Genomic DNA, 23248 nt, shown 5'->3' on the forward strand with positions numbered 1-23248 from the left:
CCCTACCGACCGAAGGAGAGGCACAATGCAGGACTCGGCGCAGACCGCTTCCGTCATGGACCACATGAGCAGGGACGCCGCGATCGCCTTTCACGGCAAGACGATCGACTTGCTCACCGCGGCCCCCGCACGGGAAGCACTCGGCCTGCTGCGGCCCGGAAGCGACGCCCCGGCCACCAGCCTGCCTCTGATGCCCCCGGACATGACACACCCCCTCGTCTCCGAACTGGCCGCGCTGCCGACCTGGGCCACGGAGCACTGGCTGCTCACCCCCGACGACAACGTGAAGCCGTGCGGCGAGGACGAGTTCACCGAGGCTCCCCCGGAGCGGCGCTTCTCGCGCAGCGGCTGTCTGCGCGACATCCCCCGGGACGCCCTCGGCATCCGCGCCTTCATCTCCGCGCTCAAGAGCACCGATGTGGCCGACGCGTTCTCGGAGGCCTTCGGCGAGCGGGTGTCCTTCCGCTCGGCCGACATCGCCAAGTACGAGGCCGGCCACTATCTGCGCCGCCACTCCGACACCTTCGACGACCGGCGCTTCGGCCTCGTCTTCTTCCTCTCCCCCGGCTGGGCCGCGGGCGACGGCGGTGAACTCGTGGTGGAGGCGCCCAGCGGCGCGGCCCTGGCCACGCAGCCCGAGCAGGGCCGCGTGGCGCTTCTGCGGATCAACCCCGGCTACCACCACAGCGTGTGCGCGATCCGCTCGCAGTCCTGGGTGCGCTACTCCATCGCCGTACACTTCGGCACGGCCAAGTAGCGGCCGCTCACGGACGACGGCCCGCCCCAACGAGCCTTTGGCGGCCGGTTGTTGATCCCCGCACGGCTCCGGCCGCCACCGGCGGGGCCGTGCGGTGACGTCCGCCACCGTTCTCATCAGATCTAGCGGCGTGCCGCCAGGAGTCCGACGTGCTCAAAGACCGCAGTTTCAGAAACCTGTGGACCGCCCAGACGGTGTCCCTGTTCGGTACCCAGGCCAGCGTGGTCATCATCCCGCTGCTCGCCCTGGAAACCCTCGACGCCTCCGCGTTCGAGATGGGTCTGCTCGGCAGTGCCGAGTCGCTGGCCGTGCTGCTCCTCGGGCTGTGGGTGGGCATGACCGCCGACCGCTATCCGCGCAGGTCGGTCATGGTGACGGCGAACATCGCGCGCCTGCTGCTGATCGGCATGATCCCGGTGGCCTACGCCCTGGACCTGCTGAGCATCCCCCTGCTCTTCACGACCGTCTTCCTGGTCGGCGCCCTCACCCTGCTGTACGACTCCGCGCTGTCCTCGCACATGGTGCTGACCTTCGACCGCCGTCAACTCCCCAAGATCAACTCGTATATGGAGGGCAGCACCGCGGTCAGCGAGGTCGCGGGACCGGGCCTGGGAGGTCTCCTGGTCCAGGCGCTGGGCGCGCCCATGGCCCTGGTCGCCGACGTCTGCAGCTATGTCGCGAGCACAGTGCTGCTGCTGGGGTCCGGAGACGGTCCGAAGAAGGGCGCGGAGACCACGGAGCAGGAGTCCGAGCAGCCGGAGCAGTCCGAACAGTCGGAGCAGCCGGAGCAGGAGACGGTCAAGGGCGCCCTGACCGGCTTCACCTGGGCCTTCTCCCACCCCATCCTGCGACCGGTGATCGTCTCCGCGGCCCACTTCAACTTCTTCACCGCGATGTTCTTCGCCGTCTACACCTTCTACGTGGTCAAGGAGTTGGGCTTCAGCCCGCTCCTCGTGGGCCTCGCGAGCGCGGCCGGCGGGCTCGGCGGCGTGCTGTCCGCGACAGCCGCCTCCGCGTTCATGAGCAGGGTGCGGACCCGGCTGCTCTACGTGCTGTCCCTGGTCGTGCCCACCGTCGGCGCCTTCCTCGTCCCCGGCTCCGGACTGCTGGACTCCTCCCTCCTGCGGTTCCTCGCCGTGGCCGCGGGGATGTTCCTGTGGAGCTTCGCCATCGTCGTGAACCTGGTCATGAGCGAGACGATCAAGCAGATGGTGACGCCGACGCACATGATCGGCCAGGTCACCTCCGCGATGCGCTTCACGACGCTGGGCTTCGAGCCCGTCGGCGCGATCGTCGGCGGCACCGTCTCCCAGTTCCTCAGCCCCACCACCGCCCTGGTCATCGCGTCCTGCGGCCTCGCGACCTCCATCGCCTGGGTCGTCCTCAACCGCCACCTGGGCACGTACGACGTGAACGAGGCCGAGCCCGTGAGCACCGCCTGACCCGCTGCCCGACCGGCATGCAAAAGGACCCCTCCGACCGCGTTTCCGCAGATCAGAGGGGTCCGATCAAGTGGAGCCTAGGGGAGTCGAACCCCTGACATCTGCCATGCAAAGACAGCGCTCTACCAACTGAGCTAAGGCCCCGGAAGGGGACATCCGCCCGGACGAAGCATGTCCCGGCGGGCGTCGGAGACCAGAGTACCGGGTCACCCCCGTGATTCCGCAAAAGGATTGGGGGTCCCCGTCGCCGACCACTCTCCGTAAGATGCTCGGCGTGGTTCGCTACCGCGAACCGCCGTACATGGGGAAGCGATGGGGAGACGCAATGGACGCCGCACAGCAGGAAGCCACCGCAAGAGCGCGGGAACTGCAGCGGAACTGGTACGGGGAGCCGTTGGGGGCGCTCTTCCGTAGGCTCATCGACGATCTTGGTCTCAACCAGGCTCGTCTCGCGGGGGTTCTGGGACTGTCCGCGCCGATGCTGTCACAGCTGATGAGCGGGCAGCGGGCGAAGATCGGCAACCCGGCCGTCGTGCAGCGCGTGCAGTTGCTGCAGGACCTGGCCGGGCAGGTCGCGGACGGCAGCGTGAGCGCGGCCGAGGCCACTGAGCGCATGGAGGAGATCAAGAAGTCACAGGGGGGTTCGGTGTTGAGCAACACCACACAGACGACGACCAGTTCGGGAGCGCCCACGGTCAAGCGCGTGGTCCGGGAGATCCAGTCGCTGCTGCGCTCGGTCGCGGCGGCGGGGGACATCATCGACGCCGCTCAGACCCTCGCCCCGACCCACCCGGAACTGGCAGAGTTCCTGCGGGTGTACGGCGCCGGCCGTACCTCGGACGCGGTGGCGCACTACCAGTCCCACCAGAGCTGATCGCACCGCCCGGCAGCCGAAGGGGGTTCGGCGGCCGGACAGAGTGATCTGACGGGGGACGGACGCTGACCGGCGTCACGGGGGACAGCGCACGGCACGGGCGGACACGAGGGGTCGTGTCACGCACGGGGGACCGGCCGGCGCGAGCGGGTTCTCCCGCGCAACGGGGGCACGGCGGGGGCCGCGACGGGGGATGCGGCGGGGGCCGCGAAGGTGGGATGCGACGGGGGAGTCGTATCGCTCATCGGGGATTTGTCCCGATCGTCGGGGTCGTACGACTCATCGAGGGATTCGTCTCGCTCGTCGGGGAGTCGCAGCACCCGGCGAGGGGGAAGCAAGGGGGGTAGCCGCAGGGGGAGGAGCGACGTACAGCCATGGGTGAGGTCTTCGCCGGCCGGTACGAACTGGTCGACCCGATCGGGCGCGGAGGGGTCGGTGCCGTCTGGCGCGCCTGGGACCACCGCCGCCGCCGCTATGTTGCCGCCAAGGTCCTGCTCCAGAGCGACGCGCACTCGCTGCTGCGCTTCGTGCGCGAACAGGCCCTGCGGATCGACCACCCCCATGTGCTCGCCCCCTCCAGCTGGGCCGCGGACGACGACAAGGTCCTGTTCACCATGGACCTGGTGGCCGGCGGCTCCCTGGCCCACCTCGTCGGGGACTACGGCCCTCTGCCACCGGCCTTCGTCTGCACCCTGCTCGACCAGCTGCTGGCGGGGCTGGCCGCGGTGCACGCTGAGGACGTCGTCCACCGTGACGTCAAACCCGCCAACGTGCTGCTGGAGGCCACCGGTACGGGCCGGCCGCGACTGCGGCTGTCCGACTTCGGCATCGCGATGCGGCTGGGCGAGCCCCGCCTGACGGAGACCAACCTCGTCGTGGGAACGCCCGGCTATCTCGCGCCCGAGCAGCTGATGGGCGCCGAACCCGACTTCCCCGCCGACCTGTTCGCCGTAGGACTGGTCGCGCTGTATCTGCTGGAGGGGGCCAAGCCGGACAGCAAGGCGCTCATCCAGTACTTCGCCGAGCACGGGACGCCCGGTGCGCCCAAGGGCATTCCGGAACCGCTGTGGCAGGTGGTGGCCACGCTGCTGCAGCCGGACCCGCAGGCACGGTTCCGTACGGCCACGGGGGCGCGCAAGGCGCTCGCCGCCGCCGCGGAACTCCTCCCGGAGCCCGGCCCGGACGACGAGCTGATCGAGATCTTCGACCAACTCGGCCCGCTGCCCTCTGGGTTCGCCCCCGAGGGCCCGCTGGAGAGAGCGCGGGGGCTGGGGCGGCAGGACCGCAGGGAAGAGCCGTCCGGCCCGGGAACGGACGAGGCACCGTCGGGCGACCACAGCAACGCCTGGCCGTCCCCCGAGGCCGTACCGCCCGACCCGCGCCAGGAGACCGACCCTTCAGCCACCCCGTCGACGCCTGCTCAGCCGGCCTCCATGTCGGACACCGGCAGCTTCCATCTGCCGCCTCCGCAGGCCACCGGCACGTACTCCCCCGCGCCCGACGGCCCGCCCTACGACACCGCCCACCGGCCGCACACCTACCAGCCGCTCCCACCGGCGTACGCCGGCCACGAGGGCCACCCCGGTCAGCCCCTGCCCCCCGCAGCGCATTACGCCACCGGCACCTCAACGGCCTCGTACACCGCCCAGAACCCACACCAGGCCCCACAAGCGCCACAGGCCCCTCCGCTCGCGCAGCCCGCCCGGCCCGCTTCACGGCATCGCGCGGAACGGCCGCGCCGCCGCCCCGGCCCTCCGGCCAAGGTGGCGGTCCCGCTCCTGCTCCTCGCCCTGGCCTGCTACGCCGTCGGCTTCTGGGCCCTGACCCGCATCTGAGCCCGCACGGGTATGAGCCCCTGCGAGGAACCGGCGCTACTGGGCAGGACCCCGCCGACGGGCCATCACGGTCCACACCCCGAGCCCCACCAGCAGCGCGCTCCCGGTGCCGATGCCGCCCACGGCGACCGCCCGCATCGTGGTGTCGCCACCCCCGGCCACGCCTTCCGCCGCCGCCTCACGCTCCTGGTCCGAGACCTCGAAGACGCCCGCGGGCTCGGACTCCCCCACGTACTCGGGCCCGCTCTTCGCCGCTCCGCTCACCCGGACGCGCAGCGTCATCGCGAACGGCCCGTCCCCGAAGCTGTCGGCGACGCTCTTGGCGAGATGCGCGACGAGGTAGTAGGAACCGGCGAAGCGCACGGCGCCGACCTGTTCGACGGGGGCATTGCGGTTGGCGTGGTCGACCGGCGGCAGGGGAGGCAGGCTGCCGGAATTCTGGTCGCCGTCGTAGCCGACGCTCACATCGGCGACATGACCGCGGGCGGGGTTGTAGAGGACCAGGTCAAGGGCGCCGGTCGTGTAGCCGGTGCCGCCGGAGTCCGTGCTGCCCAGCTCGGCGGTGGCGTGGAGCTGCCGGCCCCAGTCGACCGGCACCTCGTAGAAGACCGTCTGGCCGGGCCGGAGGTAGTCCCGCCATACGCCCTGGTCGAGGGGGGTCGCCCCGGCGAATCCCGCACCGCCCCGGCGGCGCTCGGCCTTCCCCTGGAGCGGCTGGGGCGTGGCGGAGTTCCACACCTCGGGCGCGCCGGTCGGCCCGGTCTTCGCCGTCCGCGGCTCCGTCATGGCGAGAAGTTCCAGGTCCCAAGCGTCCGGTGAGGAGCCCTCGCCCTTCGGGTCGGCCCGCTCGACGGACACGTAATAGGTGCCGGCCTTCCGGCACAGGGCCTTGGTGGGCGAGATCTCGCGCATGCCCCAGGCCGCGATGGGGTGCGGACTACGGGCGGCGCCGAAGCTCTCGGTGTCGACGGAGCAGGAATTGCCCTCGGCGTCCTGCACGGACACCCTCAGCCCGTCGATGACGGAGACGGTGCTGTCGGGGGAGGGGGCGGCGGTGACGGACACATACGCGTCCGACGCGGCGTCGAGTTCGATGCTGTAGCTGACCTTGCCGCTGCTCGGGAGCGAGCTCTTGTAGGCGGTGCCGGGCTTCAGCAACTCGGCGTCCGCGGTGCTCCTCGCTCCCTCGACGCTCCGGGCACCGTCGGCGAAGGCGTACGGGCTCGGCGTCCCGGCAGCTCCGGAGGCAGCCCCTAACGCCCCAGAGGTCCCGGAGACCCCGGAGGCCCCGGCAGCGGCCAGAGCGGCCTGGCCCGGCGCCACGGCAGCCGTAGCGCCCAGCACCACCCCCACGAGCCCCAGGCGCACAGCCACCGACGGACGCCCCTGCCACGCGCCCGCACGCCCCCACGCCGTACGACCCCGTCCCCTCACGCGCCACCCCTCAACGACGAAATTCCGTGAGCCGTGGCCCATCCTGCCCGTACGGCCGGCCCCAGGACACACAAAACCCCGACCGCGAGGCGGCCGGGGTGTGCTCGCTTTGGGATGTCGTGACTCACGAACCCGTGGGCACGGAGTCAGTCGCCTCCGTCCACAGGTCCTGCTCGGCGCGATCCGCCTGGATCTGGCGGTACACGAGGAGCCCGCCGATAGCGGCCAGTGCGACCAGGAGAAGCTTCTTCACCGCGCGACCTCGTCTTTCGTTGACGTAGGGGACCTCTGGCGCCCGACTATACACACCGACCGAGACCGATCGGTGACCTGAGTCGGACCTCAACTCCCTTCCCCGGAACCGGGATAGAAGCGGAGTCCACCGCTCCGATCGGAGGGTGATCACACCCCGACGGACGGTTACTTTGGGCCTCCTTCTCCTCTCTCCTCACATTTTCACCCCTCTTGCGTCCATCCGAGTGGTGTTCATCGGAACATCGCCGCGCCACGGGCGTCGGTCCACCACTTCTCGCCCCCCATACACATCATGAGGAAAGTACGCAAATCGCCCGACCCGAAAGTGAGGGGCCATGGCCCGGAACAAGGTTATGAAACTGTGGACCGCCATCGTCACCGCCTTCCTGGCGCTGTGCACGAAGCTCGGATTCGTCACCACGAACGCCGCCACGACCGCCAGCGCGGCAGTACCGCAGGCGGAGCCGGAGCGCAACAGCGGCAGCGACCGCATCCCGCACCAGCGAACGGCATCGGCGACATCTCCCGTGTCCCTGGCGAAAGCCCTGCCCCCCACGATGAAACAGCGCATCCGGGCCGAGGCCCACGGCAAGACCCCCCGCTGCCGCCACCGCCCACTCGCGGACACCGACGCGGACTCGGACCCCATGGCGGACTACCTGACTCCCCTGCAGCGCTGAACCCCCCGCCCGATCCCATCCGAACGGCGACCCTGCGTACAGGCCCGGCAGCTCGACAGAGCCGCCGGGCTTCTTCATGCCCCGCACGCCCTATCCCATGGAACGCGTAAGGGTTCGTGCTCGGGCTTCAGCGTGATGCCGTGTATGACCGGACTCGAGGTCGAGAAGCAGTGCGCGTAGAGACCATGCGCAAAGGCCCGGTGGGGTCGGAGTCAGGCCGGTCGGCAGCTCCACGAACTCAGCCGCGCCCCGCGCACGGGAGGCGTACGGCTTTCTGCGATCTCCATACTTCGACCGGCTGATGTCAGCCATGAACGTCAAAACCCCCAGCCGGTACCGGCTGGGGGTCTTTTCGCTGGTGGGGCTAACAGGATTTGAACCTGTGGCCTCATCCTTATCAGGGATGCGCTCTAACCAACTGAGCTATAGCCCCGCCGCGCTGTGCGGGGGTGTGTCCCGCGCGCTGACTCCTGAAGATTAGCGCACGACATGGGCAGTCCCAAAATCGGTTGTCGGGACTGCCTCAATCCAGGTCAAAAGGGTCGTGTCACTCGTCCTCGGCGAGCGTCAGCTCCACCCCGCCGACGAAGCCCGCGGACAGGTTGTAGATGAACGCGCCGAGGGTCGCGAGGGCCGTCGCCAGGACGACGTCGATGACCGCGATGACCGAGGTGAACATCAGGACGTTGGGCAGCGACAGGAAGGCCTGCAGGTCGAAGCCGTTGGACTCGTTCGAGCCGGTCGCCTCGGAGATCGTGCCGCCGACCGTGGAGAAGACGCCCATCGCGTCCATGACCATCCACAGCACGGCGGCCGCGACGATCGTGCAGATGCCGAGCGCGATGGAGAGCAGGAAGCTGACCTTCATCACCGACCAGGGGTCGGCCTTGGACACCCGCAGCCGCGCCTTGCGGACGCGGGGCACCGTGCGCGTTCCCGGACGGGGGCGCCGTGCGGCACCGGCGGAAGCCCCCGCACCCGCGCCGCCACCGGCCGCCGCCTGCTGCGCCGGATAGGCCTGCGGCGGGTGGTACGGCCCGGCCTGCTGCTGTGCCTGCCGTTCCCCGGGCAGCGGAGAAGCCGTCTCGGCCCCCTTGGGCTGCGGCTGCGGCTGCGCCTGCGGTTGCGGCTGGGCGCCGGACGCGGCCGGGCCCGCGCCGGCGCTGTGCTGCTGGGTCCCCGGACCTCGGGTGTCGGTCACGGTTCCCCCCTGGGATCCCTGCTTGTCAGTCGAGGGCGAGTCGTCCTTGTCGGCCGGCTTGACCGCCTTCAGGTTGGTCGTGTGCGGGTCCGCCGCACGTGCGGCGGAGCCACGACCGCCGTCGTCCGTGTCCGTACCCGTCGAGGTACCGCTCGGTCCGGCGCCCGTGGCTCCGCTCACGCTGACTCACTCCTCGTGCTACTCAGACGAGGGCGCCTCACCCTCGTCCGTGCCGGTGGCCGCGGCGCCTTCGGCGGTCTCGTCGACGACGATGTCGCCGTCGACCTCTTCCGCCTCGCGTCCCGCCTCGGCGTTGCGAGCGATGCCGACCACGGCATCGCGCTTGCCCAGATTGATCAGTTGGACGCCCATGGTGTCACGGCCGGTTTCCCTGATCTCGTTGACTCGCGTACGAATCACACCGCCCGACAGCGTGATGGCGAGGATCTCGTCGGTCTCCTCGACCACCAGCGCGCCGACGAGGGAGCCCCGGTCCTCGACGATCTTGGCGGCCTTGATACCGAGGCCGCCGCGACCCTGGACGCGGTACTCGTCGACGTTGGTCCGCTTCGCGTACCCGCCGTCTGTGGCAGTGAACACGAACGTACCGGGTCGAACAACATTCATCGAGAGCAGCTCGTCGCTCTCGCGGAAGCTCATGCCCTTGACACCCGAGGTGGCACGGCCCATGGGTCGCAGTGTTTCGTCCGACGCGGTGAACCTGATCGATTGGGCCTTCTTGCTGATCAGAAGCAGATCGTCGTCGGACGAGACCAGCTCGGCTCCGATCAGTTCATCGTCCGAACCGTCCTCCTGCTCACGGAGGTTGATGGCGATCACACCGCCGGAACGGGGCGAATCGTAATCCTTCAGAGGCGTCTTCTTCACCAGTCCGGCCTTGGTGGCGAGGACGAGGTAGGGAACCGCCTCGTAATTGCGGATCGCCAGGATCTCGGCGATCGCCTCGTCCGGCTGGAAGGCGAGCAGGTTCGCGACGTGCTGACCGCGCGCGTCCCGGCCGGCGTCGGGCAGCTCGTAGCCCTTGACGCGATAGACACGGCCCTTGTTGGTGAAGAACAGCAGCCAGTGGTGCGTGGTGGAGACGAAGAAGTGGTCGACGATGTCGTCTTCCTTGAGCTTCGTGCCGCGCACGCCCTTGCCGCCGCGCTTCTGGGCCCGGTAGTCGTCGGTCTTGGTGCGCTTGATGTAGCCGCCCCGGGTGACCGTGACGACGATGTCCTCCTCGGCGATCAGGTCCTCGATGGACATGTCGCCCTCGTACGGGATCAGCTTCGTCTTGCGGTCGTCGCCGTACTTGTCGACGATCGCGGCCAGCTCCTCGCTGACGATCTGGCGCTGACGGACCGGGCTGGCGAGGATCTCGTTGTACTCGTTGATCTTCGCCTGGAGCTCGTCGTGCTCCTGGACGATCTTCTGGCGCTCCAGGGCGGCGAGCCGGCGCAGCTGCATCTCGAGGATGGCGTTGGCCTGGATCTCGTCGATCTCCAGGAGGTCCATTAGGCCGTGGCGCGCGATCTCGACGGTGTCGCTGCGCCGGATCAGCGCGATGACCTCGTCGATGGCGTCCAGGGCCTTCAGCAGACCGCGCAGGATGTGCGCCCGCTCCTCGGCCTTGCGCAGCCGGAAGCGCGTACGGCGGACGATGACCTCGATCTGGTGCGTCACCCAGTGGCGGATGAACGCGTCGAGCGAGAGCGTGCGCGGCACGCCGTCGACCAGCGCCAGCATGTTGGCGCCGAAGTTCGTCTGCAGGTCGGTGTGCTTGTACAGGTTGTTCAGGACGACCTTGGCGACCGCGTCCCGCTTCAGCACGATGACCAGGCGCTGGCCCGTGCGCGAGGACGTCTCGTCGCGGACGTCGGCGATGCCGCCGATCTTGCCGTCCTTCACCAGGTCGGCGATCTTCTGCGCGAGGTTGTCCGGGTTCACCTGGTACGGCAGCTCCGTCACCACCAGGCACTGGCGGTTCTGGATCTCCTCGACCTCGATGACCGCGCGCATGGTGATGGAGCCGCGGCCGGTGCGGTACGCCTCCTCGATGCCCTTGCGGCCGACGACGAGCGCGCCGGTCGGGAAGTCGGGGCCCTTGATGCGCTCGATCAGCGCGTCCAGGAGGTCCTCGTGCGAGGCCTCGGGGTTCTCCAGGTACCACTGGGCGCCGGCGGCGACCTCGCGCAGGTTGTGCGGCGGGATGTTGGTCGCCATGCCGACCGCGATACCGGCCGAGCCGTTGATCAGCAGGTTCGGGAAGCGGGCCGGCAGGACGGTCGGCTCCTGGGAGCGGCCGTCGTAGTTGTCCGTGAAGTCGACGGTCTCCTCGTCGATGTCACGGACCATCTCCATCGACAGCGGCGCCATCTTGCACTCGGTGTAGCGCATGGCCGCCGCCGGGTCGTTGCCCGGAGAGCCGAAGTTGCCGTTGGAGTCGACGAGCGGCATGCGCATCGACCAGGGCTGGGCGAGGCGCACGAGCGCGTCGTAGATGGAGGAGTCGCCGTGCGGGTGGTAGTTGCCCATGACGTCGCCGACGACACGGGCGCACTTGTAGAAGCCGCGCTCGGGGCGGTAGCCGCCGTCGTACATGGCGTACAGCACACGGCGGTGGACGGGCTTGAGGCCGTCGCGGACGTCCGGCAGCGCACGCGAGACGATGACGGACATCGCGTAGTCGAGGTAGGAGCGCTGCATCTCCGTCTCGAGCCCGACGGGCTCGACGCGCATGGCCAGTGCGTCGCCCTCGGGCGTCGTCACGGGAGTGTTCTCGTCGGTCATTGCTGGTGAAGGTCCTTCCTGGTGCGGTCAGCTGAGACCGACTCAGATGTCGAGGAAGCGGACGTCCTTGGCGTTGCGCTGGATGAACGCGCGGCGGGCCTCGACGTCCTCGCCCATGAGGACCGAGAACAGGTCGTCGGCCTGGGCGGCGTCGTCGAGGGTGACCTGGCCGAGGACGCGGTGCTCCTGGTCCATGGTCGTGATGCGCAGCTCCTCGGCGTTCATCTCACCGAGACCCTTGAAGCGCTGCACCGAGTCGTCCTTGATGCGCTTGCCGGCGTTGCGGCCCATCTCGATGAGGGCGTCGCGCTCGCGGTCGGAGTACGCGTACTCGAAGTCGTCCTTGCCCCACTTGATCTTGTAGAGCGGCGGACGGGAGAGGTACACGTGCCCGGCCTCGACCAGCGGCCGCATGAAGCGGAACAGGAAGGTCAGCAGCAGGGTGTTGATGTGCTGGCCGTCGACGTCGGCGTCCGCCATCAGGATGATCTTGTGATAGCGGAGCTTCTCGATGTCGAAGTCCTCGTGGACCCCGGTGCCGAAGGCGGAGATCAGCGCCTGGATCTCCTGGTTCTGCAGGATCTTGTCGATCCGCGCCTTCTCGACGTTGAGGATCTTGCCTCGGATCGGGAGGATCGCCTGGTACTCGGGGTTGCGGCCGGACTTGGCCGAGCCGCCGGCGGAGTCACCCTCGACGATGAAGATCTCGCACTTGGTGGGGTCGTTCGACTGGCAGTCGCTCAGCTTGCCCGGGAGGGAGGCCGTCTCCAGCAGGCCCTTGCGGCGCGTCAGGTCGCGCGCCTTGCGGGCCGCCACGCGCGCGGTGGCCGCCTGGATGCCCTTGCGGATGATGTCCGCGGCCTCGTTGGGGTTGCGGTCCAGCCAGTCGGCCAGGTGCTCGTAGACGACGCGCTGGACGAAGGTCTTGACCTCGGTGTTGCCCAGCTTGGTCTTCGTCTGGCCCTCGAACTGCGGCTCGCTCAGCTTGACCGAGATGATCGCGGTCAGGCCCTCGCGGATGTCGTCACCGGTGAGGTTGTCGTCCTTCTCGCGCAGCAGCCGCTTGTCGCGCGCGTACTTGTTGATCAGCGAGGTCAGCGCGGACCGGAAGCCCTCTTCGTGCGTACCGCCCTCGTGCGTGTGGATGATGTTGGCGAAGGAGTACACACCCTCGGTGTAGCCGCCGTTCCACTGCATGGCGACCTCGAGGGACAGGTGCTTGTCCTTGTCCTCGGCCTCCAGGTCGATCACGGTGGGGTGCACCACGTCTCCCTTGCGGGAGTTGAGGTACGTCACGAAGTCGACGATGCCGCCCTCGTAGTGGTACGAGACGGCCTTGACCTCGTGCTTCTCGTCCTCACCGGCCTCGTCCGCACCGGCCGTGGCCTTCGCCGACTCGCGCTCGTCGGCGAGGTTGATGCGCAGACCCTTGTTGAGGAACGCCATCTCCTGGAAGCGCCGCGACAGCGTCTCGAAGGAGTAGTTCGTGGTCTCGAAGATGTCCGGGTCGGCCCAGAAGGTGACCGTGGTGCCGTGCTCCTCGGTGGCCTCGTGCTGGGCGAGCGGGGCCGTCGGGACGCCCAGCTTGTAGTCCTGCGTCCAGCGGTAGCCGTCGGTCTTGACCTCGACGGCGACCTTGGTCGACAGGGCGTTCACCACGGAGACGCCGACGCCGTGCAGACCACCGGAGACCGCGTAGCCGCCGCCGCCGAACTTGCCGCCCGCGTGCAGCACGGTCAGCACGACCTCGACGGCCGGCTTGCCCTCGGTCGGCACGATGCCCACCGGGATGCCTCGGCCGTTGTCGACGACCCGCACACCGCCGTCGGCGAGGATCGTGACGTCGATCGTGTCCGCGTGCCCGGCCAGCGCCTCGTCGACGGAGTTGTCGACGACCTCCTGCACCAGGTGGTGCAGACCGCGCTCACCGGTCGAGCCGATGTACATGCCGGGCCGCTTGCGGACCGCGTCCAGACCCTCGAGGACGGTGATGGCACTGGCGTCGTACGAGGCGGTGACCTCGCCGCCCGAGGTGATCGCCTCGCTGTTCACGCCTTCGTCGGTGGACGGGATGTTCTCGTTGGGGTTGCCGGAATCGGCCACGAAGCGCCCTTTCTGGCACAGCACGAGCCGGGCTCGTCGGCGGGTTGCCGGAGCGGCTGCGGCATGTTGCGTTGGTAAGCCTTGATCAGCGTTGCTCAGCTTTTCCCGGACGGTCCCCAGCGAGTGGGGCGGGATTGCTTCCAGTCTACCGGTAGCACTGACACTGATGGGGGTTTGCCGGTACCTGAGTCCGCATGTGCCGCCCTCGACGGGTCTTCCCCGACTCCCGATATGCGGATGGGGGCTCCAAGAGGCTCACGGAGGCACTCAGCGCTTTCGGCCGTCAACCCTTGGCTACTTCGGAGTCAGGTCGCCGTTCGCAACCGTGTGCGGTGGCGGAAAAGGGTGCTCGGAACGGCTGTGCCAGGGCCGCGCCGGCCCGATGAGACGTGACGTAAGTCACCTGTAGGTATCGCCCGGTCCACTGCTGCCCGGGGCGCGCAGGGGGCCGTAGCGGCGGGTGGGGGCGCTGGGGCCCAGGACCTTGATCTGCCGCACGGTGCCGTGCCCAAGGTCCTCGTTGAGACGGGCGACCAGGGTCGGGGCGAGCAGCCGCAGGTTCGTCGCCCAGGCCGTCGAGTCGCAGCGCACGACCAGGACGCGCTCGTCCTCGTCGTACTTCTCGGGCACGCAGTGGTTGGCCACGTCCTCGCCGACGATCTGCGGCCAGCGGCCCATCACCCCGCCCACCGCGGCCGGGGCCTCCCAGCCGCGCTCGGTGATCAGCCGGTTGATCGCCGAGCCGAGCGCCATCGGATCGCGGCCGTCGGCACGCGCGCCGGAGCGCAGCCCGCCGCGGCGCGCCTGCTTCTTCTGCTGCGCCGCGTCCCCACGCGCGCGTGCGGCCTCCTTCGCCGCGCGGAGCGCCACGCGCGCGAGGTCGACGCCGGAGGGCTCGGGGGTGTTCTGCGGCTCCTGTGCGCTCATACGCGCTCCACCGCCCCCTCGGACACGGCGAACCGCGTCCCGGACAGCACATGCGGTACGTCGTCGTCGACGGCGGCCGTCACCAGGACCTGCTCGCCGGGCGCGACCAGCTCGGCGAGGCGCTCACGGCGGCGGGTGTCCAGCTCGGCGAAGACGTCGTCGAGCACCAGCACCGGCTCATTGCCCTCGGCGCGCAGCAGGTCGTACGAGGCCAGGCGCAGGGCCAGCGCGTAGGACCAGGACTCGCCGTGCGAGGCGTAGCCCTTGGCGGGGAGCTGGCCGAGCTTGAGCTGGAGGTCGTCCCGGTGCGGGCCGACCAGGGTGACGCCGCGTTCGATCTCCTGCTTGCGGGCCTCGGCGAGCGCGGCCATCAGCTGTTCGAAGAGGCCCTCGCGGGTGTGCGCCTCGCCCGGCGCGGACGGCTTGTACTCCAGGGCGACGGGACCGCCGCCGGGGGCGAGCTGCTCATAGGCCTTGTCGGCGAGCGGCTGGACGGCGGCGATCAGATCCAGCCGCTGGGCGAGCAGCTCGGCGCCCGCGCGCGCGAGGTGCTGGTCCCAGATGTCCAGCGTTGACATGTCCATTTTGCGGCCGCCGTGGCGACGGGCCAGCGCGGCCGACTTCAGCAGGGTGTTGCGCTGCTTGAGGACCCGGTCGTAGTCGGAGCGCACCCCGGCCATGCGCGGGGAGCGTGCGGTGATCAGCTCGTCGAGGAAGCGGCGCCGCTCCCCGGGGTCGCCCTTGACCAGGGCGAGATCCTCGGGCGCGAAGAGGACGGTCCGTACGATCCCCAGCACGTCACGCGGCTTGACCTGCGAGGACCTGTTGATACGGGCGCGGTTGGCACGCCCCGGGTTCAGCTCCAGCTCGACCAGCTGCTGCCGCTCGCCCTGCCGGACCTGGGCCCGGATGATCGCGCGCTCGGCGCCCATGCGGACCAGGGGGGCGTCGGAGGAGACCCGGTGGCTGCCGAGGGTGGCGAGATAGCCGACGGCCTCGACGAGGTTGGTCTTGCCCTGCCCGTTCGGCCCGACGAAGGCCGTCACCCCCGGGTCGAGCGGGACCTCGACCCGGGGATAGGAGCGGAAGTCGGCCAGCGACAGATGCGTGACGTGCATGGTCGTTTCGCCGACCTCCCAGGCGCTCGGGTGTTGACTTACGTGCTCTCGGTCGCGTGCTACTTCTTCTCGACCGCGTGGCCGCCGAACTGGTTCCGCAGCGCCGCGATCATCTTCATCTGGGGCGAGTCCTCCTGGCGGGAGGCGAACCGCGCGAACAGCGACGCGGTGATCGCCGGCAGCGGCACCGCGTGGTCGATCGCGGCCTCCACAGTCCAGCGTCCCTCGCCGGAGTCCTGTGCATAACCCCGGAGCCCGTCCAGGTGCTCGTCCTCGTCGAGCGCGTTGACCGCGAGGTCCAGCAGCCAGGAGCGGATGACCGTGCCCTCCTGCCAGGAGCGGAAGACGTCCCGGACGTCGGTCACGGAGTCGACCTTCTCCAGGAGCTCCCAGCCCTCGGCGTAGGCCTGCATCATCGCGTACTCGATGCCGTTGTGGACCATCTTCGCGAAGTGGCCGGCGCCGACCTTGCCCGCGTGCACCGCGCCGAAGTCGCCCTCCGGCTTGAGGGCGTCGAAGACCGGCCGCACCTTGGCGACGTTGTCCTTGTCGCCGCCGTACATCAGCGCGTAGCCGTTCTCCAGGCCCCAGACGCCGCCGGAGACTCCGCAGTCGACGAAGCCGATGCCCTTGGCCGCCAGCTCCTCGGCGTGCTTCTCGTCGTCGGTCCAGCGGGAGTTGCCGCCGTCCACGACGACGTCGCCGGGCTCCAGCAGGTCGGCGAGCTCGTCGATCGTGGACTGTGTGGCCTCGCCCGCCGGGACCATGACCCAGACCACGCGCGGGCCGCTGAGCTTGCCCACAAGCTCCTCCAGGCTGTGGACATCGGCGAGATCCGCGTTGCGGTCGTATCCGAGGACGGTGTGGCCTGCGCGGCGGATCCGCTCGCGCATGTTGCCGCCCATCTTGCCGAGGCCGACGAGACCGAGCTCCATCAGTTGTTTTCCTTAGGTGTACAGGTGTCCGACGTGGCGTTGCGGCACTCGCGTGCCGCGTCCGAGCCTAAACCCGGACGCTCGCGCACATCTGTGGGCATACGCGCTCAGTCGTAGGCCCTCACCTGCGGCTTTGCCCCCAGCCTGTGGACAACCACGGACGGCTTCCGAGGGGCAGGGACACTCAGCCGCTCAGCCGCACCGGCATGATCAGGTACTTGTAGGCGTCGTCCGCCTCGGCGTCCAGCGCCGGCTTGCCGCTGAGCAGCGCGGGCTTCGTGGACGTCGTGAAGGACAGCTGGGCGACCGGGGAGTCGATCGCGCTCAGGCCGTCGAGCAGGAACGTCGGGTTGAAGGCGATCGAGATGTCGTCGCCCTCGAGCTGCGCGTCGACCCTCTCCACAGCCTGTGCGTCGTCGCTGGAGCCGGCCTCCAGGATGAGCACGCCCTGCTCGAAGCTGAGCCGCACCGGGGTGTTCCGCTCGGCGACCAGGGCGACGCGCTTGACGGCCTCCACGAAGGGCGCGGTCTCGATGACGGCGACGCTGTTGAACTCCGTCGGGAACAGCGTGCGGTACTTCGGGAGGTCGCCCTCCAGCAGACGGGTCGTCGTACGACGCCCCGCGCCCTCGAAGCCGATCAGGCCCTCGCCCGAGCCCGAGCCGGACAGCGCCAGGATCACCTGGTCGCCGCTGGTCAGGGCCTTGGCGGTGTCCAGGAGCGTCTTGGCGGGCACCAGGGCGACCGCGGAGGCCTCCGGGTTCTCCGGCTTCCACAGGAACTCGCGGACCGCGAAGCGGTAGCGGTCGGTGGACGCCAGCGTGACGGTGTCGCCCTCGATCTCGATGCGCACACCCGTCAGGACGGGCAGCGTGTCGTCACGGCCGGCCGCGATGGCCACCTGGGCGGCGGCGGAGGCGAAGACCTCGCCGGGGACCGTGCCCGTCGCGTTCGGCATCTGCGGCAGGGCCGGGTACTCCTCCACAGGCAGGGTGTGGAGTGTGAACCGGGAGGAGCCGCAGACCACCGTCGCCCGTACACCGTCTGTGGAGATCTCCACCGGCCGGTTGGGGAGCGCGCGGCAGATGTCGGCGAGCAGACGGCCCGAGACCAGGACCGTGCCCTCCTCGTCGACCTCCGTCTCCACCGAGACCCGCGCGGAGACCTCGTAGTCGAAGCTGGAGAGGCTGAGCTGGCCTTCCTCGGCCTTCAGCAGCAGGCCGGCGAGGACAGGGGCCGGCGGACGGGCCGGGAGGCTGCGCGCTGCCCAGGCCACTGCCTCCGCGAGTACGTCGCGTTCCACCCGGATCTTCACTGTTGCCGCCTCCTGCTGTTGCCGGCGCTTCTCGCTCTGCCTGGCCTTCGTCGTCTGTCGCGGTGTCGACGGTCCCCAGGACGGGGAGGACACCGGGGACCAGTCTGACGCACCGCACTGACAGTAGGTGCCTCTCGGGGTCAAGTCGTGACGAGGGGCGGTCGGGCTCCGAAGAGCGAGTTGTGCACAGGACCCGCTTCGAAACGAATTCCCAGCTCTCTCTAGTTGGGAGTAGTAGTAGGGGCTGTGGATACCGTGGATAACCCCGTTTTCCCAGCTCAGAGCAGGAATTTTGTCCACCGGTCCTGTGGGTGACGGCAGTGGACAACCTGGTGTCTCTGTGGAGAACAGAAAGTTCTGCACACACCGTGCACAGGGAGAGGCGAGTTCTCCCCAGCGCCGTCCCCAGCTTTACCCACGTTTCCCACAGCCCAACCCGGCAGCTTTGTGTGACGCCTTTCACTCGACCCAGTGAGGAGGCGCGTCGTGTTGCCGAACAGTGGACAGCGATGTGGAGAAGCCGGTGATCGCTGGGGACAACTGGCCCCAGCCTGTGGGTTGTCGGTGGAAAACTCGATGCACAGCCTGTGGATCCCCTCGCTGTCCACAGTCTGTGGAGATCCTTCGTCCACGAATCCACATGCGGGTGACCTGCCCTGATGGCCCCTCAGCAGGGGCCCCTGTGGACACAGTCTGGACAACTTCCCGGTCCCCAGGATGTGGACGGGAAAAAGTCACTGAATCTGTGGAGGGTGGCCGTAACCCCGCAGGTAATCGAACAGTCGAGGACCGTGACATGACGAAGCCGGGGACCGCGACATGACGAAGGGCGCCCCCGGAAACCTCCTCCGGGAGCGCCCTGGGCGGTCTGCCGCGGTGCGTCAGCCGTTCTTGATGCGGTTGGTCAGCTCGGTGACCTGGTTGTAGATGGAGCGGCGCTCGGCCATCAGATTGCGGATCTTGCGGTCCGCGTGCATGACCGTCGTGTGGTCGCGGCCGCCGAACAGAGCGCCGATCTTCGGCAGCGACAGGTCCGTCAGCTCACGGCACAGGTACATGGCGATCTGCCGGGCCGTGACCAGCGCGCGGCCCCGGGAGGTGCCGCACAGGTCCTCGACGGTCAGCCCGAAGTAGTCCGCCGTCGCGCTCATGATCGCCGTCGACGTGATCTCGGGGGCCGAGTCCTCGCCGCCGGGGATGAGGTCCTTGAGGACGATCTCCGTCAGGCCCAGATCCACCGGCTGCCGGTTGAGCGAGGCGAACGCCGTGACCCGGATCAGCGCGCCCTCCAGCTCGCGGATGTTGCGCGAGATCCGGGACGCGATGAACTCCAGCACCTCCGGCGGCGCGTTCAGCTGCTCCTGGACCGCCTTCTTGCGGAGGATCGCGATACGCGTCTCCAGCTCGGGCGGCTGGACGTCGGTGATCAGGCCCCACTCGAACCGGTTCCGCAGCCGGTCCTCCAGCGTGACCAGCTGCTTCGGCGGCCGGTCGCTGGACAGCACGATCTGCTTGTTCGCGTTGTGGAGCGTGTTGAAGGTGTGGAAGAACTCCTCCTGCGTCGACTCCTTGTCCGCCAGGAACTGGATGTCGTCGACGAGCAGGATGTCCATCTCGCGGTACCGCTTGCGGAAGCTGTCGCCCTTGCCGTCGCGGATGGAGTTGATGAACTCGTTGGTGAACTCCTCCGAGCTCACGTACCGCACCCGGGTCCCCGGGTAGAGGCTGCGGGCGTAGTGCCCGATCGCGTGCAGCAGGTGCGTCTTGCCGAGCCCGGACTCCCCATAGATGAACAACGGGTTGTACGCCTTGGCCGGCGCCTCGGCGACAGCGACCGCGGCCGCGTGCGCGAAGCGGTTGGAGGCGCCGATGACGAACGTGTCGAAGAGGTACTTGGGGTTCAGACGCGCGGTGGGCTCACCGGGGCCGGTCGCCGGCGCGGGCTGCGCGGCCAGCGGGCCGGGCGCACCGGTCGTCGGCAGGTTCGGGCCGACGGGGCCGCCACGATGCACATGCCCCGAGCCGGCGGGCGGCTCGGGCAGCTCCCGGCGGACCGCGTCGCGCTGGTCGTACTCGGGGCGCGCGGTGTCGTAGTCGGAGCGCGGCTGCTCGTAGGAGGGGCGCTCCATCGACTGCGGGCGGTAGTCCTGGGCGGACGAGCCGTAGGAGTCCTGTGATCCGTGGGAGCCGCGGGAGCCGTGAGAGCCGTAGGAGTCCTGTGAGCTGTGGGATCCATGCGATCCGTGAGCTCCAGGGGAGCCGTGGGATCCGTACGAGTCCTGGGACCCGTGGGATTTGTAGGAGTCCTGGGATCCGTAGGAGTCCTGCGAGCTGTACGAGTCCTGGGCGCCGCCGCCGTACTGGTCCTGGCCGCCGCCGTACTGGTCCTTGTTGCCGTACTGGTCCTGCGAGCCGTAGGAGTCCTGCCCCGGTGACGCGTACGGGTCACGCTCGGGGAAGCCGAGGCGCTGCTGCTGCCAGCCGTACTCGTCCTGCGTGGGCCGCGGCCAGGCGCCGGGCTCGGGGCGCTGGTACTCGGACGGGTACGCGGGGCGCGGGCTGGGCAGTTGATCTCCGCGCGTAGGCGGAAGCTGATCGCCCGCCCCTCCCGGCATCTGGTCGGCGCGGTGGCGGCCGTACCCCTCGTATCCGTCGCGTTCCTGGCGCGCGGCGGGGAGCTCGGGCTCCTCGTAGCGCGACTGCTGGGGGCGGGCCGGGGGCGCCGGCGGGGCGGGGGCCTCGCCCGCGGAGTCGTCGACGGTGATCGCGATCCGGATCGGGCGGCCGCACTCGCGGCTCAGCGTCTCGCTGACGATCGGCGCCAGCCGGCCCTCGAGTACGCCCTTCGCGAATTCGTTCGGTACGGCGAGCAGCGCGGTGTCCGCGACCAGCGCGAGCGGCTGGCAGCGCCGGATCCAGTGCTCGTCCTTGGTCTCGACCCCCTGACCGCGACCCTCCCCGAGGAGCTGCTCCAATACGCGTGGCCACACTGCGGCAAGATCGGCAGGTACGTCAGCCACAGGGCACGCTCTCTCACAGGTCCCACGAACGTGTGGTTCTGGGACGGCTCGGGATGTAAATCGAGTGGGGCAGGGATAAAGGAACGAATCGGAGTTCCGTCACGGTAGTCAGGGCGGCCGGTACGGTTCAAGTTGTTGTCCCCAGCCTGTGGACAAGTGTCTCCCGGCGACTCCTGGTTTGACCGGATGGCGTAGCCGCGCGTACCGTAACCAGGTCGAGTTGTCGATGGCTGCTGCCGCCTGCCTCCGATGGGCACAGGTCATTTGGGTGATCGGTCAGCGGTGCACTCGGGCGTAACTGCGAGCTACTCGTGGGCGCACGGTGACAGCCAGGACGGCACCCCGCATCTACCGATTTCTTCTGGAGCCCCCGAGTGAGCAAGCGCACCTTCCAGCCGAACAACCGTCGTCGCGCGAAGACCCACGGCTTCCGCCTGCGGATGCGTACCCGTGCCGGCCGCGCGATTCTCGCGAACCGCCGCAGCAAGGGTCGCGCCAACCTGTCCGCCTGATCCCGATCAGGTCATGACGTCGTGCTGCCTACCGAGCATCGGCTGAGGCGGCGCGAAGACTTCGCGACCGCGGTACGGCGAGGACGCCGGGCAGGACGCCCGCACCTCGTCGTCCACCTTCGAAGCGGTGCCACGGACCCGCATGCGCCTGGGGAGAGCGCTCCCCCGACGCGTGCGGGTTTCGTCGTGAGCAAAGCCGTGGGTGGCGCGGTCGTGCGCAACAAGGTGAAGCGCAGGCTTCGCCATCTGATGCGCGAGCGAGTCGCCCTGCTGCCCCCCGGTAGCCTGGTAGTCGTACGAGCGCTGCCCGGATCGGGTGACGCCGACCATGCACAGCTGGCCCGAGACCTGGATGCCGCTCTCCAGCGGTTGCTGGGAGGGGGCGCGCGATGAAGTACCCGCTGCTGGCTCTGATCAAGCTCTACCAGTGGACGATCAGTCCGCTGCTCGGGCCGGTCTGCAAGTACTACCCGTCGTGCTCCCGCTACGGCTACACGGCCATCGACCGGCACGGTGCCATCAAGGGAACGGCACTCACGGCCTGGCGCATCCTGCGGTGCAATCCGTGGTCGCTGGGTGGTGTGGACCATGTCCCGCCGCGCAAGCGCCCGCGGTGGCACGAAATGCTGCGTACCGCGTGGCGTGCACGCAAGGGCGGGCCCTCCGCCGCCGACCCGGCCATCGAGGGACAGACTTCTCCCACAAGTCAGTCGACTCCTTCGAGCCCGGCCGCAGAGACACCGTCCCATGCCCAAGGAGCATGATTAGTGGACACGATTGCCAGCCTCTTCAGCTTCATCACCACACCCGTCTCCTGGGTCATCGTCCAGTTCCACTCGGTGTACGGCGCCCTCTTCGGCCCTGACACCGGCTGGGCCTGGGGCCTGTCGATCGTGTCCCTGGTGATCCTGATCCGTATCTGCCTGATCCCGCTCTTCGTGAAGCAGATCAAGGCGACCCGGGCGATGCAGACGCTCCAGCCCGAGATGAAGAAGATCCAGGAGCGCTACAAGAACGACAAGCAGCGTCAGTCCGAAGAGATGATGAAGCTGTACAAGGAGACGGGCACCAACCCGCTCTCCTCGTGCCTTCCCATCCTGGCGCAGTCGCCGTTCTTCTTCGCCCTGTACCACGTGCTCAACAGCATCGCGACGGGCGACACCATCGGTGTCATCAACCAGAGCCTGCTGCAGAGCGCGCAGAAGGCCCACATCGCCGGTGCGCCGCTCGCGGCGAAGTTCACCGACAGCTCGGCGAAGGTGGAAGCACTCGGTGCCTCCCTCACCGACGTCCGTGTGGTCACCGCCATCATGATCGTCCTGATGTCGGCGTCGCAGTTCTTCACTCAGCGCCAGCTGATGACGAAGAACGTCGACACCACGGTGAAGACGCCGTTCATGCAGCAGCAGAAGATGCTGATGTACGTCTTCCCGGTCATGTTCGCCGTCTTCGGCATCAACTTCCCCGTCGGTGTCCTCGTCTACTGGCTGACCACCAACGTGTGGACCATGGGCCAGCAGATGTACGTCATCCACAACAACCCGACCCCGGGTTCCAAGGCCCAGGCCTCGTACCTCGAGCGTCTGAACAAGCACGTCGCGCAGCACAGCAAGGTCGGCCGGCGCCGCGACCGGGCCGTCGTCAAGGCGATCGTCGCCAAGGGACGCGACCGCAACGAGTTCGAGCGCAAGTTCATCAACGGCCTCACCAAGGCCGGACTCGTCGCCCAGGCCGACGGCACCGTGATCAAGGGCGACACCACTGCCGCTGTCGAGAACGAGGACGGTACGTCGACCACGGCCGCCCCCAAGCGTCAGCAGCCCAAGCGCCAGAGCAAGTCCCAGCGCCAGTCCGGTACTGCGAAGGCGGCCGGTGAGGGCGAGCCGAAGACGTCGCTGAGCAAGTCCGACGAGCCCGACGACGCCAAGCCCGCCGCCGCTGCCCAGAAGGGCGGCGCGAAGTCCGGCAGTGGTGCCCGCAGCAAGGCCCAGTCCGGACAGCGCAAGGGCCCGCAGCGGCCCAAGTCCCCGTCCAAGAAGTAAGAAGG

Annotated in this window: 18 protein-coding genes, 2 tRNA genes and 2 pseudogenes; 9 read left to right on the forward strand and 13 right to left on the reverse strand. The window is 68.9% G+C overall.

What is annotated here, in order from left to right; genetic code table 11:
* Positions 1-25 precede the first annotated feature (25 nt).
* Together NNW99_RS18730 and NNW99_RS18735 are read left to right on the forward strand one after the other, a co-directional pair.
* A complete protein-coding gene (locus NNW99_RS18730) occupies positions 26-757 on the forward strand; it encodes a 2OG-Fe(II) oxygenase (protein ID WP_215120291.1) in 732 nt (243 codons plus the stop codon).
* Positions 758-906: 149 nt separating this feature from the next.
* Positions 907-2199: an MFS transporter gene (locus NNW99_RS18735; RefSeq protein ID WP_215120292.1), complete on the forward strand. Its 1293-nt coding sequence runs from the start codon at positions 907-909 to the stop codon at positions 2197-2199.
* Between the two features lie 71 nt (positions 2200-2270).
* Here NNW99_RS18735 and NNW99_RS18740 read toward each other — a convergent pair.
* Positions 2271-2343: transfer RNA gene (locus NNW99_RS18740), tRNA-Ala, on the reverse strand.
* Between the two features lie 181 nt (positions 2344-2524).
* Here NNW99_RS18740 and NNW99_RS18745 point away from each other — a divergent pair.
* Positions 2525-3073 carry a DNA-binding protein gene (locus tag NNW99_RS18745; protein WP_215120293.1) on the forward strand — a complete coding sequence of 183 codons (549 nt, stop codon included), beginning with the start codon at positions 2525-2527 and terminating at the stop codon, positions 3071-3073.
* 374 nt (positions 3074-3447) lie between these two features.
* On the forward strand, positions 3448-4908 hold the full coding sequence (locus NNW99_RS18750; RefSeq protein WP_215120294.1) for a serine/threonine-protein kinase: 1461 nt from the start codon (positions 3448-3450) through the stop codon (positions 4906-4908).
* A 36-nt stretch (positions 4909-4944) separates the two neighbouring features.
* Here NNW99_RS18750 and NNW99_RS18755 read toward each other — a convergent pair whose 3' ends face one another.
* Positions 4945-6282: a hypothetical protein gene (locus NNW99_RS18755; protein ID WP_251057857.1), complete on the reverse strand. Its 1338-nt coding sequence runs from the start codon at positions 6280-6282 to the stop codon at positions 4945-4947.
* Between the two features lie 184 nt (positions 6283-6466).
* Positions 6467-6595 carry a DLW-39 family protein gene (locus NNW99_RS18760; RefSeq protein ID WP_003999697.1) on the reverse strand — a complete coding sequence of 43 codons (129 nt, stop codon included), beginning with the start codon at positions 6593-6595 and terminating at the stop codon, positions 6467-6469.
* Between the two features lie 355 nt (positions 6596-6950).
* Here NNW99_RS18760 and NNW99_RS18765 point away from each other — a divergent pair, with 355 nt between their 5' ends.
* Positions 6951-7277 (forward strand): DUF6344 domain-containing protein, encoded by a 327-nt coding sequence (locus NNW99_RS18765; protein WP_321170426.1) that lies wholly within the window; start codon positions 6951-6953, stop codon positions 7275-7277.
* Positions 7278-7633: 356 nt separating this feature from the next.
* Here the strand turns inward: NNW99_RS18765 and NNW99_RS18770 are convergent.
* The 10 genes and pseudogenes from NNW99_RS18770 to dnaA (NNW99_RS39150) all read right to left on the reverse strand — a co-directional run.
* Positions 7634-7710, reverse strand: a tRNA-Ile gene (locus NNW99_RS18770).
* 114 nt (positions 7711-7824) lie between these two features.
* On the reverse strand, positions 7825-8658 hold the full coding sequence (locus NNW99_RS18775) for a DUF3566 domain-containing protein (protein WP_215120297.1): 834 nt from the start codon (positions 8656-8658) through the stop codon (positions 7825-7827).
* Between the two features lie 18 nt (positions 8659-8676).
* A complete protein-coding gene (gene gyrA / locus NNW99_RS18780) occupies positions 8677-11271 on the reverse strand; it encodes a DNA gyrase subunit A (protein WP_215120298.1) in 2595 nt (864 codons plus the stop codon).
* 42 nt (positions 11272-11313) lie between these two features.
* Complete coding sequence (gene gyrB, locus NNW99_RS18785) at positions 11314-13374, reverse strand: DNA topoisomerase (ATP-hydrolyzing) subunit B (RefSeq protein ID WP_215120299.1); 2061 nt, start codon at positions 13372-13374, stop codon at positions 11314-11316.
* A 399-nt stretch (positions 13375-13773) separates the two neighbouring features.
* Positions 13774-14301 (reverse strand): DUF721 domain-containing protein, encoded by a 528-nt coding sequence (locus NNW99_RS18790; protein WP_215120300.1) that lies wholly within the window; start codon positions 14299-14301, stop codon positions 13774-13776.
* On the reverse strand, positions 14298-15419 hold the full coding sequence (recF, locus tag NNW99_RS18795; protein WP_215120301.1) for a DNA replication/repair protein RecF: 1122 nt from the start codon (positions 15417-15419) through the stop codon (positions 14298-14300). The genes NNW99_RS18790 and recF overlap by 4 nt, the downstream gene beginning before the upstream one ends.
* A gap of 59 nt (positions 15420-15478) precedes the next feature.
* Positions 15479-16354, reverse strand: a complete 876-nt coding sequence (gene gnd, locus NNW99_RS18800) for a phosphogluconate dehydrogenase (NAD(+)-dependent, decarboxylating) (protein ID WP_215120302.1) — start codon at positions 16352-16354, stop codon at positions 15479-15481.
* 184 nt (positions 16355-16538) lie between these two features.
* Complete coding sequence (gene dnaN, locus NNW99_RS18805; RefSeq protein WP_215120303.1) at positions 16539-17669, reverse strand: DNA polymerase III subunit beta; 1131 nt, start codon at positions 17667-17669, stop codon at positions 16539-16541.
* Positions 17670-18550: 881 nt separating this feature from the next.
* Positions 18551-19894: pseudogene (gene dnaA, locus NNW99_RS39145) on the reverse strand (chromosomal replication initiator protein DnaA); the annotation flags it as partial.
* 180 nt (positions 19895-20074) lie between these two features.
* Positions 20075-20689, reverse strand: a pseudogene (dnaA, locus tag NNW99_RS39150) (chromosomal replication initiator protein DnaA); the annotation flags it as partial.
* A gap of 374 nt (positions 20690-21063) precedes the next feature.
* Between dnaA (NNW99_RS39150) and rpmH the strand changes: the two are divergent.
* From rpmH to yidC, 4 genes are read left to right on the forward strand one after another with little or no spacing between them, the layout of a single operon-like run.
* Positions 21064-21201: a 50S ribosomal protein L34 gene (gene rpmH, locus NNW99_RS18815; RefSeq protein WP_018846094.1), complete on the forward strand. Its 138-nt coding sequence runs from the start codon at positions 21064-21066 to the stop codon at positions 21199-21201.
* Between the two features lie 21 nt (positions 21202-21222).
* Positions 21223-21594, forward strand: a complete 372-nt coding sequence (gene rnpA, locus NNW99_RS18820; protein WP_215120305.1) for a ribonuclease P protein component — start codon at positions 21223-21225, stop codon at positions 21592-21594.
* Complete coding sequence (yidD, locus tag NNW99_RS18825; protein WP_215120306.1) at positions 21591-21965, forward strand: membrane protein insertion efficiency factor YidD; 375 nt, start codon at positions 21591-21593, stop codon at positions 21963-21965. The genes rnpA and yidD overlap by 4 nt, the downstream gene beginning before the upstream one ends.
* A gap of 3 nt (positions 21966-21968) precedes the next feature.
* The gene (yidC, locus tag NNW99_RS18830; protein WP_215120307.1) at positions 21969-23243 is read left to right on the forward strand and encodes a membrane protein insertase YidC; all 1275 of its coding nucleotides are present in this window, start codon (positions 21969-21971) and stop codon (positions 23241-23243) included.
* Positions 23244-23248 lie beyond the last annotated feature (5 nt).

This window comes from Streptomyces sp. CRCS-T-1 (assembly GCF_024442335.1).
Classification (GTDB): domain Bacteria; phylum Actinomycetota; class Actinomycetes; order Streptomycetales; family Streptomycetaceae; genus Streptomyces; species Streptomyces koelreuteriae.